Source organism: Xenorhabdus stockiae (assembly GCF_002632825.1).
Classification (GTDB): Bacteria; Pseudomonadota; Gammaproteobacteria; order Enterobacterales; family Enterobacteriaceae; genus Xenorhabdus; species Xenorhabdus stockiae.
Map to the genome: position 1 here is coordinate 14,071 of NZ_NJAJ01000013.1, position 21,408 is coordinate 35,478.

A 21,408-nucleotide genomic window follows, 5' to 3' on the forward strand; every position below is an offset into this window, starting at 1 on the left:
AATTTACAATTGGTAATTTCACTCGTGGTTATATTAAATGTCCTGATGGTTAATTAGGCTATATTAATGGCTGGGTTTAAAAACTACGATAAAAATATTAGAGATAAAAAATTTAATTAATTTGAAATGTGTTAATTGATGTTTTTTTATTAAAGCTTGAATTTTTTTTGAAATGTGTAAAAGAGAAATATCGATTTTAGTCGATTTTTTTATTGGCGTCTCTTGCATTATGTTGTCTCGTTGATATCATCTTATAAGATTTAGCGTATTATAAATTTACCTTATGGTTGTATATATTATAATGCAGGAGGTAAAAATAAGAAACAGGATAGGCTTTCAGTTACATACTAAAAATGTATCATGTGAATAAAGTACGTTTTCCATTTGATTAGTGTGTGATTATGTGGAATTTAATATTCAGGGTTTAATTGTTATTCTTTGTGTTGCCCACCAGGGAACTAATGTAAAAATAATTATTTTAAATAATAAATTTTAAAATTGTTGTTATGAAATTTGATTTTGTATTTATTATTTTCACTCATAATTTTAAAGGTTGCGTCTCTGCGGTAAGGCTGTTCATCCCTAGGAGCATAGATAACCGTGTATTTATAAAAATGGTGACTGGGGGAGCAAGTACAACCAATAAAGTATCAACCTGAAAGATGATGTATATATATCAATAATTGAAACTTAAAAAATAACGCCCATGAAATTGGGCGTTATTTATATGAGCGTTCTGGAACCACCTCTATAAAAGGTGGTTCATTCTTTTTACTGTCTTATTGATTATTCATTACCGCTTTAACTAATGCTTTACCCGTATCCTGAATATTGGGCTGCATCATCATAGAATCATGATCTCCTTTAATCGGGATAATAGTCAGTTGCTCACTGGGTAGAATTTGATCCCATTTTAGCGCCATTGTTTCTCCTTCGGCGACTTCATCCATTGCTCTGAACAAAGTGACGTTCGTGTTTATCGCCTGTGGTATGTAGCAGTTAGCTGCCACAGAGATGTTATAGCGCATTTGCACAAGATCACTGACATTTTCCCGTGTGACCTTCGGTGGTAATAAATTGAGCTTCTCAGCTAATATTAACATCGCGTCGTAATCACGTTCATTAGCTAGCTTATTGAATTCATCGTTAATGTCTTCTGGGATATCGTACGGGAGTAGTTCGAGCAGTGTGGCACTTTTCTCAAACATCATTCCGGACTGTTTCTCTTCATCTGAATAGAAATCCAGATAATTAGAGGCACTGTCCAGTAACCCGATAAAGTTTACTGTCTCGCCATCGGCAATTAATTGGCGGGACATTTCATAAGCAATTGTTCCACCTGATGACCATCCAGCCAGATAGTAAGGACCATGTGCTTGTATCTGCCGAATGCATTTAATATATTCCTGAGCCATGTTGTTGATGGTGGGTTGTATGCCTTCTTCCGCAAGGGTATCACTGGCAATAACACCATAAATTGATAATTCGTCATTATCCATATATGGCTCAAGATCGTAGGCGTAGTGAACATCGCCATTGACTGCGTGAATGAGGAACAGTGAAGTATTGCCACTCCCCTGACGGACAGTCACTATATTCTGCTGTTGTGGCAGTGCCGCGTCTGACTGAATATATGTTGCCAGTTCACTGATTGTTGAGTAAACCAGCAGATCGCGGATACTGATATCCTTAGCTAAAGCCTGATTCAGGCGGGTAGCAACCTGCAGGGTTAATAGGGAATGACCACCAAGCTCAAGGAAGTGGTCATGGCGTCCTATTTGTTCCAGCCGGAGTACGTCCTGCCATATCGCTGCAATAAGCTCTTCTGTTTCACCGACAGGGGCTTCATAGTTGCGGCTGATAACGGAAGATTTATCCGGTGCCGGTAATGCCCGACGATCCAGTTTGCCATTAGGTGTCAGCGGGAATGTATCGAGGATCACAAAAGCACTGGGGATCATATAGTTGGCTAAGTTTACGTGCAAAGAGTGACGCAGGTCTTCCAGATCGAGAGTTGTATCCGGTTGTGGTACCAGATAGGCCACCAGACGTTTATCACCCGGAGTATCTTCCCGCACGATAACAATCGCGTCTTTGATACCGGGGTAGGCAAAGAGTCTGGCTTCAATTTCTCCCAGTTCAATGCGGAACCCACGGATCTTAACCTGAAAATCATTGCGTCCGAGGTACTCAATCGTACCGTCCGGCAACCAGCATCCCAAATCACCTGTTTTATACATACGTGCATCAGTTTGATCGCTGAATGGATCAGGAATAAAGCGTTCTGCTGTCAGTTCAGGCTGGTTGAGATACCCTCGCGCAACGCACGCACCGCCGATATGAATTTCTCCGGAAACACCGAGAGGAGCAGGTTGTCCCTGTCTATCCAGAATATATAGGCGGGTATTGGTTAATGGATAACCAATAGGCAGAGTTGGTTCGTTATACAGGGAATGACCATCCACTTTTAATACGGTTGCAATGACGGTGGTTTCAGTTGGGCCATAGGAGTTAATCCAGCGGCACTGTTGAGTTTCAGCCAGTGATTTCCAGAGTGTCAGATGGTGAAGCTCGGCTTTTTCGCCCCCAACGATAACCAAACGCAGCGAAGGGCTGAAATCACATCGTCCTGCGGCCAGCTCCTGTACCCACTGATGCCAGAAAGCGGTGGGGAGATCGGTGACGGTAATTTTCTGTTCGCGCAGAAAACGACCGAAGTTATTATCTGGTACGCGGAGATCAGCAGGTCGCAGGATCAGGGTTGCGCCGGTTGCCAGTGTTGCAAAAATATCCGACACGGTGGTGTCGAAAGCAACAGAAGTAAATTGCAGCACACGGTCAGAAGGGGTTAATTCGTTAGTCTGACGCTGGACGTGAACGAAGTTAACCACATTACGATGCTCTATCATCACGCCTTTCGGCTGCCCGGTGGAGCCGGAGGTATAGATGATATAGGCCAGATGATGTGGTGCCAGCCCCGACTGTAAATGTTCAGGATTGTGGGTAGGTTGCTGTTCCACATTGCTCTGATGCGCTTTACTATCCATTAACCAGACAGGGGCTTCTGTTGTCAGCCGGTTCTGTAAATGTTTTTGAGTCAGTAATAGCTTCGGTTTACAGTCAGACAGAATGTAAGCCAGCCTTTCAGTCGGATAATCAGTATCCAGCGGGACATAGCCTGCACCGGCTTTCAGGATCCCGAACAGGCCGATAATCATATCCGGGCTGCGTTCAACACAAATTGCTACCCGATCATCCGGTTGTACACCCGCGGCAATCAGAGCATGTGCCAGTTGGTTGGCCTGCTGGTTCAGTTCAGCGTAGCTGAGTTGCTCATCACCACTAACCAGCGCAATGGAATCTGGTGTGAAAGAAACCTGCTGTTCGAAGAGCTGGTGGAGCAGGATATTCTGCGGATAAGCGATTTCAGCACCGTTAAAATCCACCAGTAACTGTGTCTTTTCCGTTGGTGGCAGGATGGAGATTGCCTGAATATTTTGTGCAGGAGCGTTTTGTAATAATGAAGTAACCAGACCTTTTAGTGCGGTTGCCACATAGGCATTAATGCGACTCGGATCAATCTGTTGGCTGCATTGGATAGTGAGTTCAAATTGATCATCATAGGCATCAACATCCAGTGATAAAGGATAATTGCTGCGGGAATCTTTAGTGTTAAACGTTTCAATGCCTTCCCAGATTGATGCGAGTTCCTGCTCATCTTCCTCTGTTTCATCTGAACCATGACGGAAATTAAGCAGGCTGTTAAACAGTGGCAGAGAAGCGGGAATACCACTGCAACGCTGAGCAATGACCAAAGGTGTCTGTTCATGTACCAGTAATGTGCTGAGTTGCCGGTAAGTTTCCTGAACGGTTTGCTGAACATTGCGCCCTTGCAGAATAACCCGAATGGGTAATGTATTGATAAACATTCCCATTATTTTTTCTGTTTCTTTACCGCCTTGTAACCGTCCCATTAAAACGGTACCGAAGACGACATCGTCACGGCCACTACACTGAGCCAGTACCTGTGCCCAGGCAACATGAAACAGAACTGCGGTACTGACACCCTGTTGACGGGCACATTGCTGAACCATCCGGGAAAAATCACTATCCAGTGTCAGAACATTTTCCACAACTTTATCGTCACTGCCCTTAGCATCAAGTAGGCCGAATGGCAGGGTCGGCTCTTCTACATCACCCAGCAACTGACGGAAATAGGATTGATGTTGTTCAAGGGGAATATTTTTGGTCTGGGCAATGAAATTACGATAAGGCAATGCTGTCGGCAGTTGTTCATGCTGACCCTGTAACATGGCATTGACTTCATCAAATACCAGTTTCAGTGATAAATTATCGCAAACCAGATGGTGGTGAAGTAAGGATAAGTACCATTTATCACTATTTGGTTCTCTGGCAATGCTGGCAGATAATAACGGCGCTTTGTTGATATTCATACGGACGATATCAGGGTCGGTATAGCTCTGAATTTGTTGTTCCGCATTGATTTCAGGCGACAGTTCCAGCTCTGTGACAGGCATGGGGGCATGGCGATGAACAACCTGCACCGGCTCTGGCAGATTTTCCCAATGGACGGCAGTGCGCAGAATATCGTGGCGCTCAATGACTTGTTGCACTGTTTGCAGGAATGTATCCAGACGTGAACGACTGTCGAAAGTCATCAGCAGGTTGTCCAGATACGTATCACCGGTTGTTTCCAGTAAATGGTGGAACAGAATACCTTGCTGTAATGGCCCGAGTGGATAGATGTCCTGAATGTTACTGACACCGCCTGTCACTTGTGAGGCTATCTGGTCGATATTCGCCTGAGACAGTGTTACCAGTGGCAGCATATCCGGTGTAATTGCCTGACAGTTATCCGGGATCAGGTTTGGTGGTACAGGTGTGTTGTTTGTATCAGATTCGGTTTGTTGAGTTAAATTGGTCGCCATAGCTGCCAGTGTCGGGGATGCGAATACCGCACTGACATCAATAGCAAGCCTGTGTTGACGGAGTTTCTCAATCAGACTGACGACCAGTAGTGAATGTCCGCCCAGCTCGAAGAAGTTGTCATGGCGTCCGACTTGTTCCAGCCCCAACAGCTCCTGCCAGATACTTGCCAGTTGTTGTTCTGCTTCTCCTTCCGGTGCCTGATATTCCCGGCTGATGATGGCGGTATGGTCAGGAGCCGGCAATGCTTTGCGATCGACTTTCCCGTTGGGTGTTAGTGGGAAAGCCTCCAGAACGACGTAAGCACCGGGCAACATATACTCCATCAATTGCGCGCTTAGTTGTTCACGTAACTGGAGGATATCCAGTATTGTCTCCGGCTGCGGTATGAGGTAAGCGACCAGACGTTTATTGCCGCTTTCATCTTCATGGGCAGTCACTACAACATCTTTGACTCCATCACATTGGGCCAGTTGTGCTTCAATTTCTCCCAATTCAATGCGGAACCCACGTATTTTGACTTGAAAATCATTGCGTTCCAGATATTCAATCGTGCCATCTGGTAGCCAGCGTCCGAGATCACCGGTTTTATACATGCGGGCATTGGCTTGTTGGCTGAACGGATCGGCAATAAATCGTTCATCAGTGAGGTCGGGGCGATTCAGATAACCTCTGGCGACACCTGCACCACCGATATGAATTTCCCCCGCAACGCCGATAGGAACCGGCTGCCCCTGCGTATCAAGGATATAAATTTGAGTATTGGTGAGCGGGCTACCGATAGGAACGGTATTGGTGAGGCCGGATTCTTGGCTATCCGGTTTCCATACCGTGGCGATAACGGTGGTTTCCGTCGGGCCATAGGAGTTTATCCAACGACAGGACTGAGTTTCAGGTAAAGTTTGCCATGTATTGAAATGACGCAGTTCAGCTTTTTCTCCGCCTACAATTACCAGCCGTAAAGAAGGGCTGAAACCACAGCGCCCGGCGGCCATTTCCTGAACCCATAAGTGCCAGAAAGCGGTGGGCAGATCGGAAACAGTAATTGCCTGTTCCTGTAAGAACTGGCTGAAGTTTTTATCGGGTATGCGCAGCGAGGCCGATCGCAGTACTAATGTTGCTCCGGCGGCTAGTGTGGCAAAAATATCGGACACGGTGGTATCAAAGGCAACAGAAGTAAATTGCAGCACCCGATCAGAAGGTGTCAGTTCATTCGTTTCACGCTGGACATAAACAAAGTTGACCACATTGCGGTGTTCAATCATCACTCCCTTCGGCTGACCTGTTGAGCCGGAAGTATAGATAATATAAGCCAGATGGTGCGGCTTAAGTCCCAGTTGATGTGGTTCAGGGTTATCGGTGGGTTGTTGTGCCACATTATCCAGATAGTTATCGGTATCCATTATCCAGATGGGAACTTCAGTACTCAGGCGGCTTTGTAAATGCTCCTGAGTCAGTAATAGCTTCGGCTTACAGTCTGACAGAATATAGGCTAGCCGTTCAGTCGGGTATTCCGGGTCTAACGGCACATAACCGGCTCCGGCTTTCAGAATACCAAACAGCCCGATGATCATATCTGCGCCCCGTTCGACACAAATTGCTACCCGATCATCCGGTTGTACTCCGGCAGCAATCAGGGCATGGGCAAGCTGGTTCGCCTGCTGGTTCAGTTCATGATAGGTGAGCTGCTGTTCTCCGCTGATTAAGGCCGCGCTGGTGGGGGATTGGGCGACCTGATGCTCGAACAGTTGCTGGAGTAACATTTCCTGCGGATAAGAGGCTGTTCTGGCATTAAAGCCGGCCAATAACTGATGACGTTCATTCGGTGTCAGTAACGGTAAATCAGCCACACGCTGAGTATCATCAGCCACCATAACCGTTAACAGTGTTTGCAGATAACCCGCCATCCGGTCCATCGTCGCCTGATCAAACAAATCGCTGGCATATTCCAGTTCACCGATTAAGCCATCATCCGTGTCATGCAGTGACAGGGAGAGATCAAAGTGGGAGCTGTTTTCGGATAAATCCAGTTCACTGATTGTTAATCCCGGTAATTCGAATTGTTGTTGTCCGGGAGTATTATCCAGAGACATCATAACCTGAAAAACCGGGCTATAACTCAGGCTGCGCGGTGGTTTTAACGCTTCAACTAATTGTTCAAACGGGAGATCCTGATTTTCAAAAGCCGTGACAGTATGAGCTTTCACGTGTGCCAGCAATTCGCTGACGGTAGGGTTATCCGGTAACTGAACCCGCAGTGCTAATGTATTGACAAAAAAGCCGATTAACGGCTCCAGGTCGCGGTACTTACGATTAGCGACTGGCGTGCCGATTACTAAATCATATTGCCCGCTGAGACGGGAAAGCAGTATTGACCAGCCGGTCAGCAGCGTCATAAATAACGTAATGCCGTGACGTTGCGCAAAGGCTTTTAATTTTCCGGTTAAATCCGGTGACAGGGTAACCAGTGCTTCTCCGCCGGCATAAGTTTGCCGTGCCGGACGGGGACGATCAGTGGGGAGTGTCAGAAGCGTCGGCGCATCCTGTAGTGTATTACGCCAATAATCCAGTTGCTTTTCTAGTGCCTTGCCCTGTAATTCCTTCCGTTGCCAGAGCGTATAATCTGCGTACTGAATTTTTAATGGCGGTAATGGATCAGGCTGTTTGTGGCAGAAGCTCAGGTACAGAGTGGAAAACTCCTGCATCATGACGTTAACTGACCAGCCATCAGAAATAATATGGTGCTGGGTGAGTAACAGAATATTTTCATCTTCTGCCAGTCTGAATAACTGGCCCCTAATCAAGGGACCGTTTTCAAAATCAAAAGGATGGCTGGCTTCAAATTTGATGGCGTTCTGGATAGCATTTTGTTGATCATCATCGGCTAACAAACGCAGATCTTGCATACTTAAAGAGAAACCGAAATCTTTCTCATGAACAATTTGCCGCGCTGTTCCTTCTCCTCCGTCTTCTGCCAGCCCAATAGTGGTGCGCAGGATTTCATGGCGGGCCACTATTCTGTCCAGTGCAGCCTGTAAGGCCGCAGTGTTCAGTTGGCCCTTCAGATGAAGGGCGGCGGGAATGTGGTATGCCGTCAGGGCAGCCGGATCTAACTGAGCGAGGAACCATAGGCGCTGTTGCGCCCAGGATAGCGGGATTTCCTGCTGAGGATCACGAGCAGATATCGGTTCTTTTTCGGTTGTCAGGCTATTTTGAATACGCTCTTTCAGTTTCTTCTGGAGTACAGCCTGCCTTAATTGATTCAGTGTCTGTTCATTTTTGCTCATAGTTTATTTCCCTCTAGTTGTTCTCCATTTAACATGGCAAGCAACTCATCTTCAGATAGGTTCTCCAGCTCTTTTTGCATATCTTCAATATCCTGATCGAAAAAGGTTTCCACTTGTTTTGATAAGATAAGCTCGGCAAGTTTGGCTAATGCCGAATGACGGAAAATATCCGTAATTGAAATTTCCAGATGGAACTCTTCTTGCAGTCTTGCCGATAATTGCATGATTGATAATGAGTTTCCTCCCAGCTCAAAGAAATCATCATGGCGGCCGACTTGCTCCAGTCCCAGTAAGGTTTGCCAGATAGCAGCCAGCTGTTGTTCTGTTTCCCCCTCTGGTGCTTCATACGCTTTTGTGGCCGTTGCAGAGCGGTCAGGAACCGGCAGGGATTTGCGATCCAGCTTGCCGTTCGGATTCAGTGGGAAGGCTTCTATTACGACAAAAGCGCTGGGGATCATATAATCCAGCAGATGCGTACTGAGCTGTTCACGTAAATCAGCGATGTCCAACTGAGCATCAGGTTGTGGAACTAAATAAGCCACCAGACGTTTATCACCGGTTTCGTCTTCACGTACCATGGCAATAGCATCTTTGACCCCTTCACAGGCTGCCAGTTGAGTTTCTATTTCCCCCAGCTCAATGCGGAATCCGCGGATCTTGACCTGAAAATCGTTTCGTCCGAGATATTCAATCGTTCCATCCGGTAACCAGCGACCTAAATCCCCGGTTTTGTACATTCTGGCATTCGGTTGTTCACTGAACGTATCCGGAATAAAACGCTCATCAGTCAGTTCAGGCTGGTTCAGGTAACCCCGTGCTACGCCGGCGCCTGCAATGTGAATTTCGCCGGAAACACCGACAGGAACAGGTTTTCCGCGCGTATCAAGTATATAGATACGGCTGTTGGCGAGCGGATAACCAATAGGCAGCGTTTCTGCACTATAGGCAGGATGACTGTCTACTTTCAGAACGGTGGCAATCACCGTCGTTTCCGTCGGGCCATAAGAGTTAATCCAGCGGCATGAGCGGGTTTCCGGTAGTGCCTGCCAGGTCATCAGATGGCGCAGTTCCGCTTTTTCCCCGCCGACAATCACCAGACGCAGAGAAGGGCTGAAGCCACAACGTCCTGCGGCCATTTCCTGAACCCATAAGTGCCAGAAAGCGGTAGGCAAATCAGTCACCGTGATTTGCTGTTGTTGCAGGAATTGAGCAAAAGCTCTATCCGGAACACGCAGTTCTGACGGGCGCATAATTAAGGTTGCACCTGCGGCAAGTGTGGCGAAGATATCCGAAACGGTAGTATCGAACGCGACGGAAGTGAACTGAAGTACACGGTCAGACGATGTCAGTTCATTGGTCTGACGTTGAACATGGACAAAATTAACCACGTTGTGATGCTCAATCATCACCCCTTTTGGCTGCCCGGTGGAGCCGGAGGTATAGATGATATAAGCCAGATGATGAGGTGCCAGTCCCAGTTGTTGCGGATCCGGGTTATAGATTGGCTGCCGGGCTATACACTCGGTATGGTTGTGATCATCCAGCATCCATACCGGCGTATCAGTCGATAAGCGGCTGTGTAAGTGCTGCTGCGTCAGTAATAACTTCGGTGCACAATCTGACAAAATATAGTTCAGACGTTCGGTAGGGTAATCCGTATCCAGCGGCACATATCCCGCACCGGATTTTAAAATACCGAACAAACCTATCACCATATCCAGACCACGTTCGACACAAATAGCCACCCGATCATCCGGTTTAACACCGGCAGCAATCAGGGCATGGGCCAGTTGGTTGGCCTTCTGGTTCAGTTCACTATAGGTGAGTTTAGCTTCTCCATTATTTGCAGCGTGGATTAGGGCGATGGCATCCGGCGTGAGGGCTGCCTGCTGTTCAAACAGCTGCTGGAGTAACATATCCTGCGGGCAGTCAACTTTGTTGCTGTTAAAGCCTTCCAGTAGCTGAGTGAGTTCTGCTGGTGGCAGGATATTGAGGGAATGAATATCCTGTTCCGGCATTTCCTGTAAGGCCATCACCAACGCTTTCAGTGCGGTATCCATATAAGCATTAATGCGGGCCGGATTAATCTGGCGGTTGCATTGCGCAGTCAGGGCAAAGCCGTCACCAAAATCATCGACATCCAATGACAGTGGGTAATTACTGCGCTCCTCACTACTGGAGGTCTGAATACCCTGCCATATGGCTGAATCAGCCTGTTGATCGTTATGCTGACTATGACGGAAATTAAGCAGGCTGCTGAAAAGGGGCTGAGGTGCCTGAATACCACTGCAACGCTGGGCGATGGCTAACGGAGTCTGTTCATGCTCAAGCAATGTGCTGAGCTGCTGATAAGTTTCCTGTATCACCTGTTGTGCCGTACGTTCCTGCAACATAATGCGCACGGGCAGGGTATTGATAAACATACCAAGAACCTGAGAAGTATCTGCACCTTTTAGTGAGCGGCCTAATAACACGGTGCCGAAAACAACATCTTCCCGTCCGCTGCATTGTGCAAGCACCTGTGCCCATGCGACATGGAACAGAACGGCAGCACTGACACCCTGCTGACGGGCGCAGTCGCGTATCTGGCGCGATAACTCATCATCCAGCTCCAGACCGGCTTCCTCTATCTTATGGTGCTCATCATGGTTCCCCTGCACATCAAGTAAGTTAAACGGCAGAGTGGGTTCATCCACATCGCCCAGAAGCTGGTGGAAATAGTCCTGATGTTTCTCAACCGGAACGGCCCGGATCTGAGCGATAAAGTTACGGTAAGGCAGTGAAGGCGGCAGAGATTCATTTTGCCCGAGCTGTAATATCTGCACTTCATTGAAGATCATTTCCAGTGACAGATGGTCACAAACCAGATGATGGTAAAGCAATGCCAGATGCCAGTGTTCGGTATGCGGATCTTTGGCAATGCAGGCGGATAATAATGGTGCTTTGGTGATATCCATGCGTATCTGGCGCGGGTCGGTAGCATCACGTAATTGTTGTGCGGCATCTGTACCGGCAGAGAGCTCCAATTCGGTAACTGGCAGGGGAGCATGACGATAAACCACCTGTACCGGCTCCGGCAGATTGTCCCACTGAAATGCGCTGCGCAGAATATCGTGACGATTAATAACCTGTTGTAGTGCCAGCAGGAATGTATCCAGACGTGTCCGGCTGTCGAAAGTCATCAGCAGATTATCCAGATAAATATCGCCTTTAGTTTCCAGCAAGTGGTGGAACAAAATACCTTCCTGCAACGGCCCTAATGGATAGATATCCTGAATATTCGCCACACCATTGGGAACGTTGGCAACAATCTGGTCAATATTATTCTGGGTCAGCGTGATCAGTGGCAGCATGTCCGGTGTGATGGCATGGCTGTCATCCGTAATCAGATTGGGCGGAACCATGAAAGTGACATTGTCACTGATTGTTGTATCCGTTATGCGTGATGCCATTGCCATCAGTGTCGGAGAAGAAAAGACCGTACTGACTTCTAGTGTAAGGTCACGCTGGCGAAGCTCTTCGATCAAATTGACAACCAGCAGGGAGTGCCCGCCTAATTCAAAGAAGTTATCATGACGGCCAACCTGTTCCAGACCGAGCAGTGTCTGCCAGATAGCCGCCAGTTGCTGTTCTGCTTCTCCCTGAGGAGCCTGATATTCACGGCTGATAAGGGCTGAACTGTCCGGCGCAGGCAGGGCTTTGCGATCCAGTTTGCCATTCGGGTTCACGGGGAAGGCATCGAGAATGACGTAAGCTCCGGGCAGCATATACTCCATCAGGCGGCTGCTCAGTTGTTCACGCAGTTGAATGATATCCAGTGTTATTCCTGGTTGTGGGATCACATAGGCGACCAGACGTTTATTCCCGTTTTCCTCTTCACGTGCTACCACAACCGCATCTTTGACGCCCTCACACTGAGCCAATTGTGCCTCAATTTCTCCCAGTTCAATGCGGAATCCCCGGATCTTGACCTGAAAATCATTGCGCTCCAGATATTCAATCGTGCCGTCCGGCAGCCAGCGGCCGAGGTCACCGGTTTTATACATACGGGCATTCGGTTGCGGACTGAACGGATCGGTAATAAAGCGCTCCGCCGTCAGATCAGGGCGGTTGAGATAACCACGGGCGACACTCATGCCTCCGATATGAATCTCGCCGGCCACGCCGATAGGAACTGGCTGCCCCTGAGTATCAAGAATATAGAGGCGGGTATTGGTCAGCGGGTAACCAATCGGCACGTTCTGGTTCAGGCAGAGTACCCGGTTTTCCGGTTTCCATACGGTGGCAATTACTGTGGCTTCGGTCGGGCCGTAGGAGTTTATCCAGCGGCAAGCCTGTGTCTCAGGTAAAGACTGCCAGGTATTGAAGTGACGTAATTCGGCTTTTTCTCCGCCAACAATCACCAGTCGTAACGAAGGGCTGAAGCCGCAGCGACCAGCCGCCATTTCCTGTACCCATAAATGCCAGAATGCAGTGGGCAAATCGGACACGGTGATGGCCTGATCCCGCAGGAACTGACCGAATGCTTTGTCGGGAATACGCAAATGAGCCGGGCGCAGTACCAGTGTTGCGCCGGTCGCCAGCGTAGCGAAAATATCGGACACCGTTGTATCAAAGGAGACAGATGTGAATTGCAGCACTCGATCTGCTGGAGTCAGTTCATTCGTTTCACGTTGGACATGGACAAAATTGACGACCTGACGATGTTCAATCATGACTCCTTTTGGCTGTCCGGTGGAGCCGGAAGTGTAAATAATATAAGCCAGATGGTGTGGTAACAGGCCCAGTGAGTGAGCGTCAGGATTATGAACTGGCTGTTGTGCCGCGGTGTTCAGATAATCGGTATCGTCCATCATCCAAACAGGGATATCGGTCGTTAGGCGATCGGCTAAATGTTGCTGGGTCAGCAATAATTGCGGGGCACAATCAGACAGAATATAAGCCAGCCGTTCTGTCGGGTAATCGGGATCTAACGGCACGTAACCGGCGCCGGCTTTCAAAATACCGAACAGGCCAATGATCATATCCGGGCTGCGGTCAACGCAAATGGCGACCCTGTCATCCGGTTTAACACCGGCAGCAATCAGAGCATGGGCCAGTTGGTTGGCTCGCCGGTTCAGTTCGGTGTAACTGAGCTGCTGCCCGTCACTGACCAGTGCAACGGACTCAGGTGAGCGTATTACCTGTTGTTCGAAGAGTTGTTGCAGTAACAGATCCTGCGGGTAAGCGACTTCTGTGGTGCTGAATTCCGTCAGGAGCTGTGTGCGTTGCTGTGGTGTAAGCAGCGCTAAATCGGCGACTTGTTGTGTTTCATCCGCCACTATGGCCGCCAGCAGGGTTTGCAGATGTTCTGCCATCCGTTCGATGGTGGTGTGCTCAAACAGATCACTGGCATATTCCAGTTCACCCACTAATCCGTTCTCGCTTTCACTGAAGGACAGTGACACATCAAACTGGGTTGTTTTTTTGGTTAAGAGCAGCTCGTTGATAGTCAGGTCTGGCAAATTGAATTCTGATGAGCCGGAAGTGTTATCCAGCGCCATCATCACCTGAAAGACCGGGCTATGACTCAGGCTGCGCGGCGGTTGTAATGCTTCCACCAATTGTTCAAAAGGTAAATCCTGATGAGCATAGGCGGCCAGCGCATGGGCTTTGACCTGCGCTAATAGGGTGCTGACCGTCGGGTTGTCTTCCAGCCTGACTCGTAACGCCAGCGTATTGACGAAGAAGCCAATCAGCGGCTCCAGTTCACGGTATTGCCGGTTGGCTACAGGGGTGCCGATCACGATATCCTGCTGACCACTCAGTCGTGACAGTAAAATCGCCCAGCCGGCCAGTAGGGTCATAAACAAGGTAGTACCGTTCCGCTGGCTCAGGGCGAGTAAGCCTGCATTTAATTCACGCGGCAGGGTGAAAATAACCTGATCTCCGCGGTAGCTCTGCTCCAGAGGGCGCGGGTGATCCGTTGGCAGCTCCAGTAAGACCGGCGCATTCTGTAGGGTCTGACACCAGTAATTCACCTGTTGTGCTAATTTGTCACCCTGTAACCATTGCCGTTGCCACACAGCATAATCCGCATACTGAATGGTCAGACGGGGGAGCGGATCAGGCTGTTGCTGACAGAAGGCGTGATAAAGCGCCGAAAACTCTTTGATCAGCACATTCAGTGACCAACCGTCAGAAACAATATGGTGCTGAGTCACCAGCAGAATATGGTGTTCATCGCTGATTTTCAGTAATTGGGCGCGCACTAACGGCCCTTGTGTGAAGTCAAAAGGCTGGTCAGCTTCGGCCTGCACTGCCGCTTTAAGGGCGATTTGCTGTTCAGCCGGGGATAACGGGCTGAGATCCTGCAATATCAGGGAAAAACCGCTGCTGGGGTTGCCAATAACCTGACTGGCTTCTCCGTCAATAACGGCAATCGTGGTACGCAGAATTTCATGCCGGGCGACAATCCTGTCCAGCGCAGCCTGTAACGCGGCCTGATTCAGCTGGCCACGTAATTCTAGTCCGCCGTCAATGTGGTAGGCTGCCTGCGCAGCGCTGTCCAGTTGAGCGAGGAACCATAAACGCTGTTGAGCCCAGGAAAGAGGCAAAGGCTGCTGGCGGTCCGCAGGCAGAATAACCGACTGAGCGGATTGGGTGGCATTCCCCAGAGACTGGGCTAAATCTGCCAGTGTTGGGTGGTTGAAGAGATCCTGCAAGGTCACTTCAATGTTCAGTTTTTCCCGTAAACGAGCCGCGACCTGTACCGTCAATAAGGAGTGCCCGCCCAACTCAAAGAAGTGGTCATGGCGTCCGATGTGTTCCACTCCCAATAAACTCTGCCAAATATCGGCCAGTGTCTGCTCCATTTCTCCCTGCGGTTCAGCATATTCACGCTGGACAATGGCTGAACTGTCCGGCGCAGGCAGGGCTTTACGATCCAGTTTGCCATTCGGGTTGACGGGGAAGGCCTCCAGAATGACATAAGCGCCGGGTAGCATATATTCCACCAGACGGCTGCTTAACTGCTCGCGTAACTGAAGCAAATCAAGCGTAACTCCCGGCTGTGGCACCAGATAAGCCACCAAACGTTTATTGCCGTTTTCCTCTTCACGCGCGACGACCACTGCATCTTTGACTCCGTCACACTGGGCCAGACGGGCTTCAATTTCCCCCAGTTCAATGCGGAATCCCCGGATCTTGACCTGAAAATCATTGCGCTCCAGATATTCAATCGTGCCGTCCGGTAGCCAGCGGCCGAGGTCACCGGTTTTATACATACGGGCATTCGATTGCGGGCTGAACGGATCAGTAATAAAGCGCTCCGCTGTCAGATCAGGGCGATTGAGGTAGCCACGGGCGACGCTTAATCCTCCGATATGAATCTCGCCGGCCACGCCGATAGGAACAGGTTGTCCCTGAGTATCGAGAATATAGAGGCGGGTATTGGTCAGCGGGTAGCCAATCGGTACGGCATTGGTGAGGCAGAATTCATGGTTATCCGATTTCCACATCGTGGCATTCACGGTGGTTTCGGTCGGGCCGTAGGAGTTTATCCAGCGGCAGGCCTGTGTTTCAGGCAAAGACTGCCAGGTATTGAAATGGCGTAATTCCGCTTTTTCTCCACCGACCAGCACCAGTCGTAACGAAGGGCTGAAACCGCAGCGTCCGGCCGCCATTTCCTGTACCCATAAATGCCAGAATGCGGTGGGCAAATCGGATACAGTAATAGCCTGATCCCGCAGGAACTGGCTGAATGCTTTGTCGGGGATGCGCAGATGTGCCGGGCGCAGTATCAGTGTTGCGCCGGTTGCCAGCGTAGCGAAAATATCGGCAACTGTCGTATCAAAGCAAACGGAAGTAAATTGCAGTACCCGATCCGCTGGAGTCAGTTCATTGGCTGCACACTGGACATGAACAAAATTCACGACCTGACGATGTTCAATCATCACCCCTTTCGGCTGTCCGGTGGAGCCGGAAGTGTAAATAATATAAGCCAGATGATGTGGTAACAGGCCCAGTGAGTGAGCGTCAGGATTATGAGCCGGCTGCTGTGCTGCGGTGTTCAGGTAACTCATATCGTCCATCACCCAAACAGGAATATCGGTTGTCAGACGATTTGTCAGATGTTGCTGGGTCAGCAATAACTGTGGAGCACAGTCAGACAGAATATAAGCCAGCCGTTCTGTCGGGTAGTCCGGATCTAACGGCACGTAACCGGCGCCGGCTTTCAGAATACCGAACAGGCCAATGATCATATCCGGGCTACGGTCAACGCAAATCGCCACCCTGTCATCCGGTTTGACGCCGGCGGCAATCAAGGCATGGGCCAGTTGGTTGGCTCGCCGGTTCAGTTCGGTGTAACTGAGCTGCTGCCCGTCACTGACCAGCGCAACGGATTCAGGTGAGCGTAACACCTGTTGTTCGAAGAGTTGTTGCAGTAACAGATCCTGAGGGTAAGCGACTTCTGTGGTGCTGAATTCGGTCAGGAGCTGTGTGCGTTGCTGTGGTGTGAGCAGCGCTAAATCCGCGACTTGTTGTGTCTCATCCGCCACCATCGCTGCCAGCAGAGTTTGCAGGTGTTCCGCCATCCGTTCGATGGTGGCGTGCTCAAACAGATCACTGGCATATTCCAGTTCACCCACTAACCCATTTTCGCTTTCATTAAAGGACAGCGACACATCAAACTGAGTTGTTTTTCTGTCTAAGGGCAGATGGTTGATGGTCAGGTCTGGCAAATTGAATCCTGATGAACCAGAAGTATTATCCAGCCCCATCATCACCTGAAAGACCGGGCTGTGACTCAGGCTGCGTGGCGGTTGTAATGCTTCCACCAACTGTTCAAAGGGCAGATCCTGATGAGCATAGGCAGCCAGCGCATGGGCTTTGACCTGTGCTAAAAGGGTGCTGACCGTCGGGTTGTCTTCCAGTCTGACCCGTAACGCCAGCGTATTGACGAAGAAGCCAATCAGCGGCTCCAGTTCACGGTATTGGCGGTTGGCAACGGGGGTACCGATCACGATATCTTGCTGACCACTCAGTCGGGACAATAAAATCGCCCAGCCGGCCAGCAGGGTCATAAACAGGGTGGTACCGTGTTTCTGGCTCAGGGCGAGTAAGCCTGCATTTAACTCACGCGGCAGGGTGAAAACGACCAGATCTCCGCGGTAACTCTGCTCCAGAGGGCGGGGATAATCCGTTGGCAGCTCCAGTAAGACCGGCGCATCCTGTAGGGTCTGACACCAGTAATTCACCTGTTGTGCTAATTTGTCGCCCTGTAACCATTGTTGTTGCCACACGGCATAATCCGCATACTGAATGGGCAGGCGGGGGAGCGGATCGGGTTGTTGCTGGCAGAAAGCCTGATAAAGCGTCGAAAACTCTTTGATCAGCACATTCAGTGACCAGCCGTCAGAAACAATATGGTGCTGAGTCACCAGCAGAATATGGTATTCATCGCTGATTTTCAGCAGTTGGGCGCGCACTAACGGCCCTTGTGTAAAGTCAAAAGGCTGCTCAGCTTCGGCCTGCTCTGCCGCTTTAAGGGCGGTTTGCTGCTCTGTCGGGGATAACAGGCTGAGATCCTGCGATATCAGGGAAAATCCGCTGTCAGGGTTGCCAATAATCTGGCGGGTTTCTCCGTCAATAACGGCAATCGTGGTGCGCAGAATTTCATGCCGGGCGACAATCCTGTCCAGCGCAGCTTGTAATGCAACCTGATCCAATGGGCCTCGTAGCTCTAGTCCGCCGGCAATGTGGTAGGCTGCCTGCGCAGCGCTGTCCAGTTGAGCGAGGAACCATAAACGCTGCTGGGCCCAGGAAAGAGGCAAAGGCTGCTGGCGATCTACGGGCAGAATAACCGACTGAGTGGATTGGGTGGCATTCCCCAGAGACTGGGCTAAATCCGCCAGTGTGGGGTAGGTGAAGAGATCCTGCAAGGTCACTTCAATGTTCAGTTTTTCGCGTAAACGGGCTGCAACCTGCACGGTTAATAACGAATGCCCGCCCAGCTCAAAGAAATTATCATGACGGCCAACCTGATCCAGACCAAGCAGAGTCTGCCAAATATCGGCCAGTGTTTGCTCCATTTCTCCCTGCGGTTCGGCATATTCACGTTGGACGATAGCAGAACTGTCCGGCGCAGGCAGGGCTTTACGATCCAGTTTGCCATTCGGGTTGACGGGGAAGGCATCCAGAATGACATAAGCCCCGGGCAGCATATACTCCATCAGGCGGCTGCTCAGTTGTTCACGCAATTGGATGATATCCAGTGTTATTCCTGGTTGTGGGATCACATAGGCGACCAGACGTTTATTCCCGTTTTCCTCTTCGCGTGCGACGACCACTGCATCTTTGACCCCGTCACACTGGGCCAGACGGGCTTCGATTTCTCCCAGTTCAATGCGGAATCCCCGGATCTTGACCTGAAAATCATTGCGCTCCAGATATTCAATTGTGCCATCCGGCAGCCAGCGGCCGAGGTCACCGGTTTTATACATACGGGCATTCGATTGTGGACTGAATGGATCGGAAATAAAGCGTTCTGCTGTCAGATCAGGGCGGTTGAGATAACCACGGGCGACGCTTAATCCTCCGATATGAATCTCGCCGGCCACGCCGATAGGAACAGGTTGTCCCTGAGTATCGAGAATATAGAGGCGGGTATTGGTCAGCGGGTAACCAATCGGCACGTTCTGGTTCAGGCAGAGTGCCCGGTTTTCTGGTTTCCATACGGTGGCGATTACGGTGGTTTCGGTCGGGCCGTAGGAGTTTATCCAGCGGCAGGCCTGTGTTTCAGGCAAAGACTGCCAGGTATTGAAATGGCGTAATTCTGCTTTTTCTCCGCCAACAATCACCAGCCGTAAAGAAGGGCTGAAACCGCAGCGACCGGCCGCCATTTCCTGTACCCATAAATGCCAGAATGCGGTGGGTAAATCGGAAACGGTAATAGCCTGATCCCGCAGGAACTGACCAAATGCCTTGTCGGGAATACGCAGATGTGCCGGGCGCAGTACCAGCGTTGCGCCGGTCGCCAGTGTGGCGAAAATATCAGATACTGTTGTATCAAAGGATACCGATGTGAATTGCAGCACCCGATCCGATGGAGTCAGTTCATTTGTTTCTCGTTGGACATGAACAAAATTGACGACCTGACGATGTTCAATCATCACCCCTTTCGGCTGTCCGGTGGAGCCGGAAGTATAAATAATATAAGCCAGATGGTGTGGTAACAGGCCCAGCGAGTGAGCGTCAGGATTATGAGCCGGCTGCTGTGCCATTGTGTTCAGGTAATCGGTTTCGTCCATCACCCAAACAGGAATATCGGTCGTCAAACGAGCTGTTAAGTGTTGCTGGGTCAGCAATAATTGCGGGGCACAGTCAGACAGAATATAAGTCAGCCGTTCTGTCGGGTAGTCCGGATCTAACGGCACGTAACCGGCTCCGGCTTTCAGAATGCCGAACAGGCCAATGATCATATCCGGGCTACGATCAACGCAAATGGCGACCCTGTCATCCGGTTTAACACCGGCGGCAATCAGGGCATGGGCCAGTTGGTTGGCTCGCCGGTTCAGTTCGGTGTAACTAAGCTGTTGCCCGTCATTGACCAGTGCAACGGACTCAGGTGAGCGTAACACCTGTTGTTCGAAGAGTTGTTGCAGTAACAGATCTTGTGGGTAAGTGACTTCTGTAGTGCTGAATTCCGTCAGGAGCTGTGTGCGTTGCTGTGGCGTAAGCAGCGCTAAATCCGCGACTTGTTGTGTTTCATCCGCCACCATGGCTGCCAGCAAGGTTTGCAGATGGTCAACCATCCGTTCAATGGTGGCGTGCTCAAACAGATCTCGGGCGTATTCTAAATCACCGACTAATCCGTTTTCTGTATCATAGAGTGTGAGAGTCAAATCAAAGTAGGCACTTTCTCTGACCAGAGGAAGTTCGCTCAATTTTAATCCTGCTAACTCAAACTGCTTTTGTTCTGATTGGTTATCAAGAGTCAGCATGACCTGAAAAATAGGACTATGGCTCAAACTGCGAGTAGGTCGCAGCGCTTCAACAAGTTGTTCGAAGGGTAAATCCTGATGTGCATAAGCGCCCAGTGCACGTTTTTTCACCTGTGTCAGTAAATCACTGACACTTAGGTTATCACTTAACTGAATACGCAATGCCAGCGTATTGGCAAAGAAACCGATTAATGATTCCAGCTCAGGTTGCTGGCGATTGACAATTGGTGTGCCTATGACCAGATCGTCCTGTCCGCTGAAACGAGAAAGTAATACCGCCCAGCCCGCCATCAGAGTCATAAATAGAGTCGTTCCATGACGCTGGCTGAGATTTTTCAAACCGGCACTCAGTTCAGCAGGAAATGCCAGCTCAACACGGTTACCTTTATAACTCTGTTGTATCGGCCGGGGTTTGTCAGTGGGTAATTCGAGTAATTCAGGAGCATCCTGTAACTGTTCACGCCAGTAATTTAACTGTGTTTCTAGCCGTTCGCCCTGCAACCATTGCTGCTGCCAGAGTACGTAATCAGCATACTGGAGAGATAATTCAGGCAGTGGATCGGGTTGTTCCTGACTAAAAGCCTGATAAAGGGTGGAAAGTTCCTGAATTAATAATCTGACCGACCAGCCATCCGAGATGATGTGATGTTGTGTTAATAAAAGAACATATTCATCTTCGGCCAAATGCAATAAATGCCCTCTGAGTAATGGCCCACAGTTAAAATCGAAAGGTCTGACAGCTTCGTCATGAGCACGCTTTTCGACGGCTGTCTGTTGTTCTGGCTCTGGTAAATGGCGAAGATCCTCAGACGTCAGAGCAAACCCGCTATCGGGATGCCCGATAACCTGCCGGGCGGTTCCGTTAGTGGAGATAAACGTTGTCCGCAGGATCTCGTGACGGGCGACAATCCTGTCCAGTGCTGCCTGTAGTGCGCTCTGATTAAGCTGACCCTGTAGATGTAATCCCACAGGCATGTGATATGCCGTTTGAGCAGATGAATCTAATTGTGTCAGGAACCAGAGCCGTTGCTGTGTCCAGGACAAGGGAATATCCCCCTTGCGAGGCTGAGGGAGGATCTCAGTTTTTTGTGTGTATTGACGGGATAGCTTGGCGGCTTTGGCTAACTCAAGTAGCCTTTTCCGTTCAGCTAATGGTAAAGAAATTAATTCATTATTATTCATTGTTAAGT

2 protein-coding genes are annotated in these 21,408 nt (G+C 49.7%); both read right to left on the reverse strand.

Annotation, left to right across the window (positions count from 1 at the left end):
* Positions 1–779 precede the first annotated feature (779 nt).
* Positions 780–8,234: an amino acid adenylation domain-containing protein gene (locus Xsto_RS08325; protein WP_099124751.1), complete on the reverse strand. Its 7,455-nt coding sequence runs from the start codon at positions 8,232–8,234 to the stop codon at positions 780–782.
* Positions 8,231–21,400 carry a non-ribosomal peptide synthetase gene (locus Xsto_RS08330; RefSeq protein ID WP_099124752.1) on the reverse strand — a complete coding sequence of 4,390 codons (13,170 nt, stop codon included), beginning with the start codon at positions 21,398–21,400 and terminating at the stop codon, positions 8,231–8,233. The genes Xsto_RS08325 and Xsto_RS08330 overlap by 4 nt, the downstream gene beginning before the upstream one ends.
* Positions 21,401–21,408 lie beyond the last annotated feature (8 nt).

Coding starts and splice junctions, on each gene's coding strand:
- Xsto_RS08325 (WP_099124751.1), bottom strand. CDS start 8,234: ATGAGCAAAAATGAACAGACACTGAATCAATTAAGGCAGGCTGTACTC.
- Xsto_RS08330 (WP_099124752.1), bottom strand. CDS start 21,400: ATGAATAATAATGAATTAATTTCTTTACCATTAGCTGAACGGAAAAGG.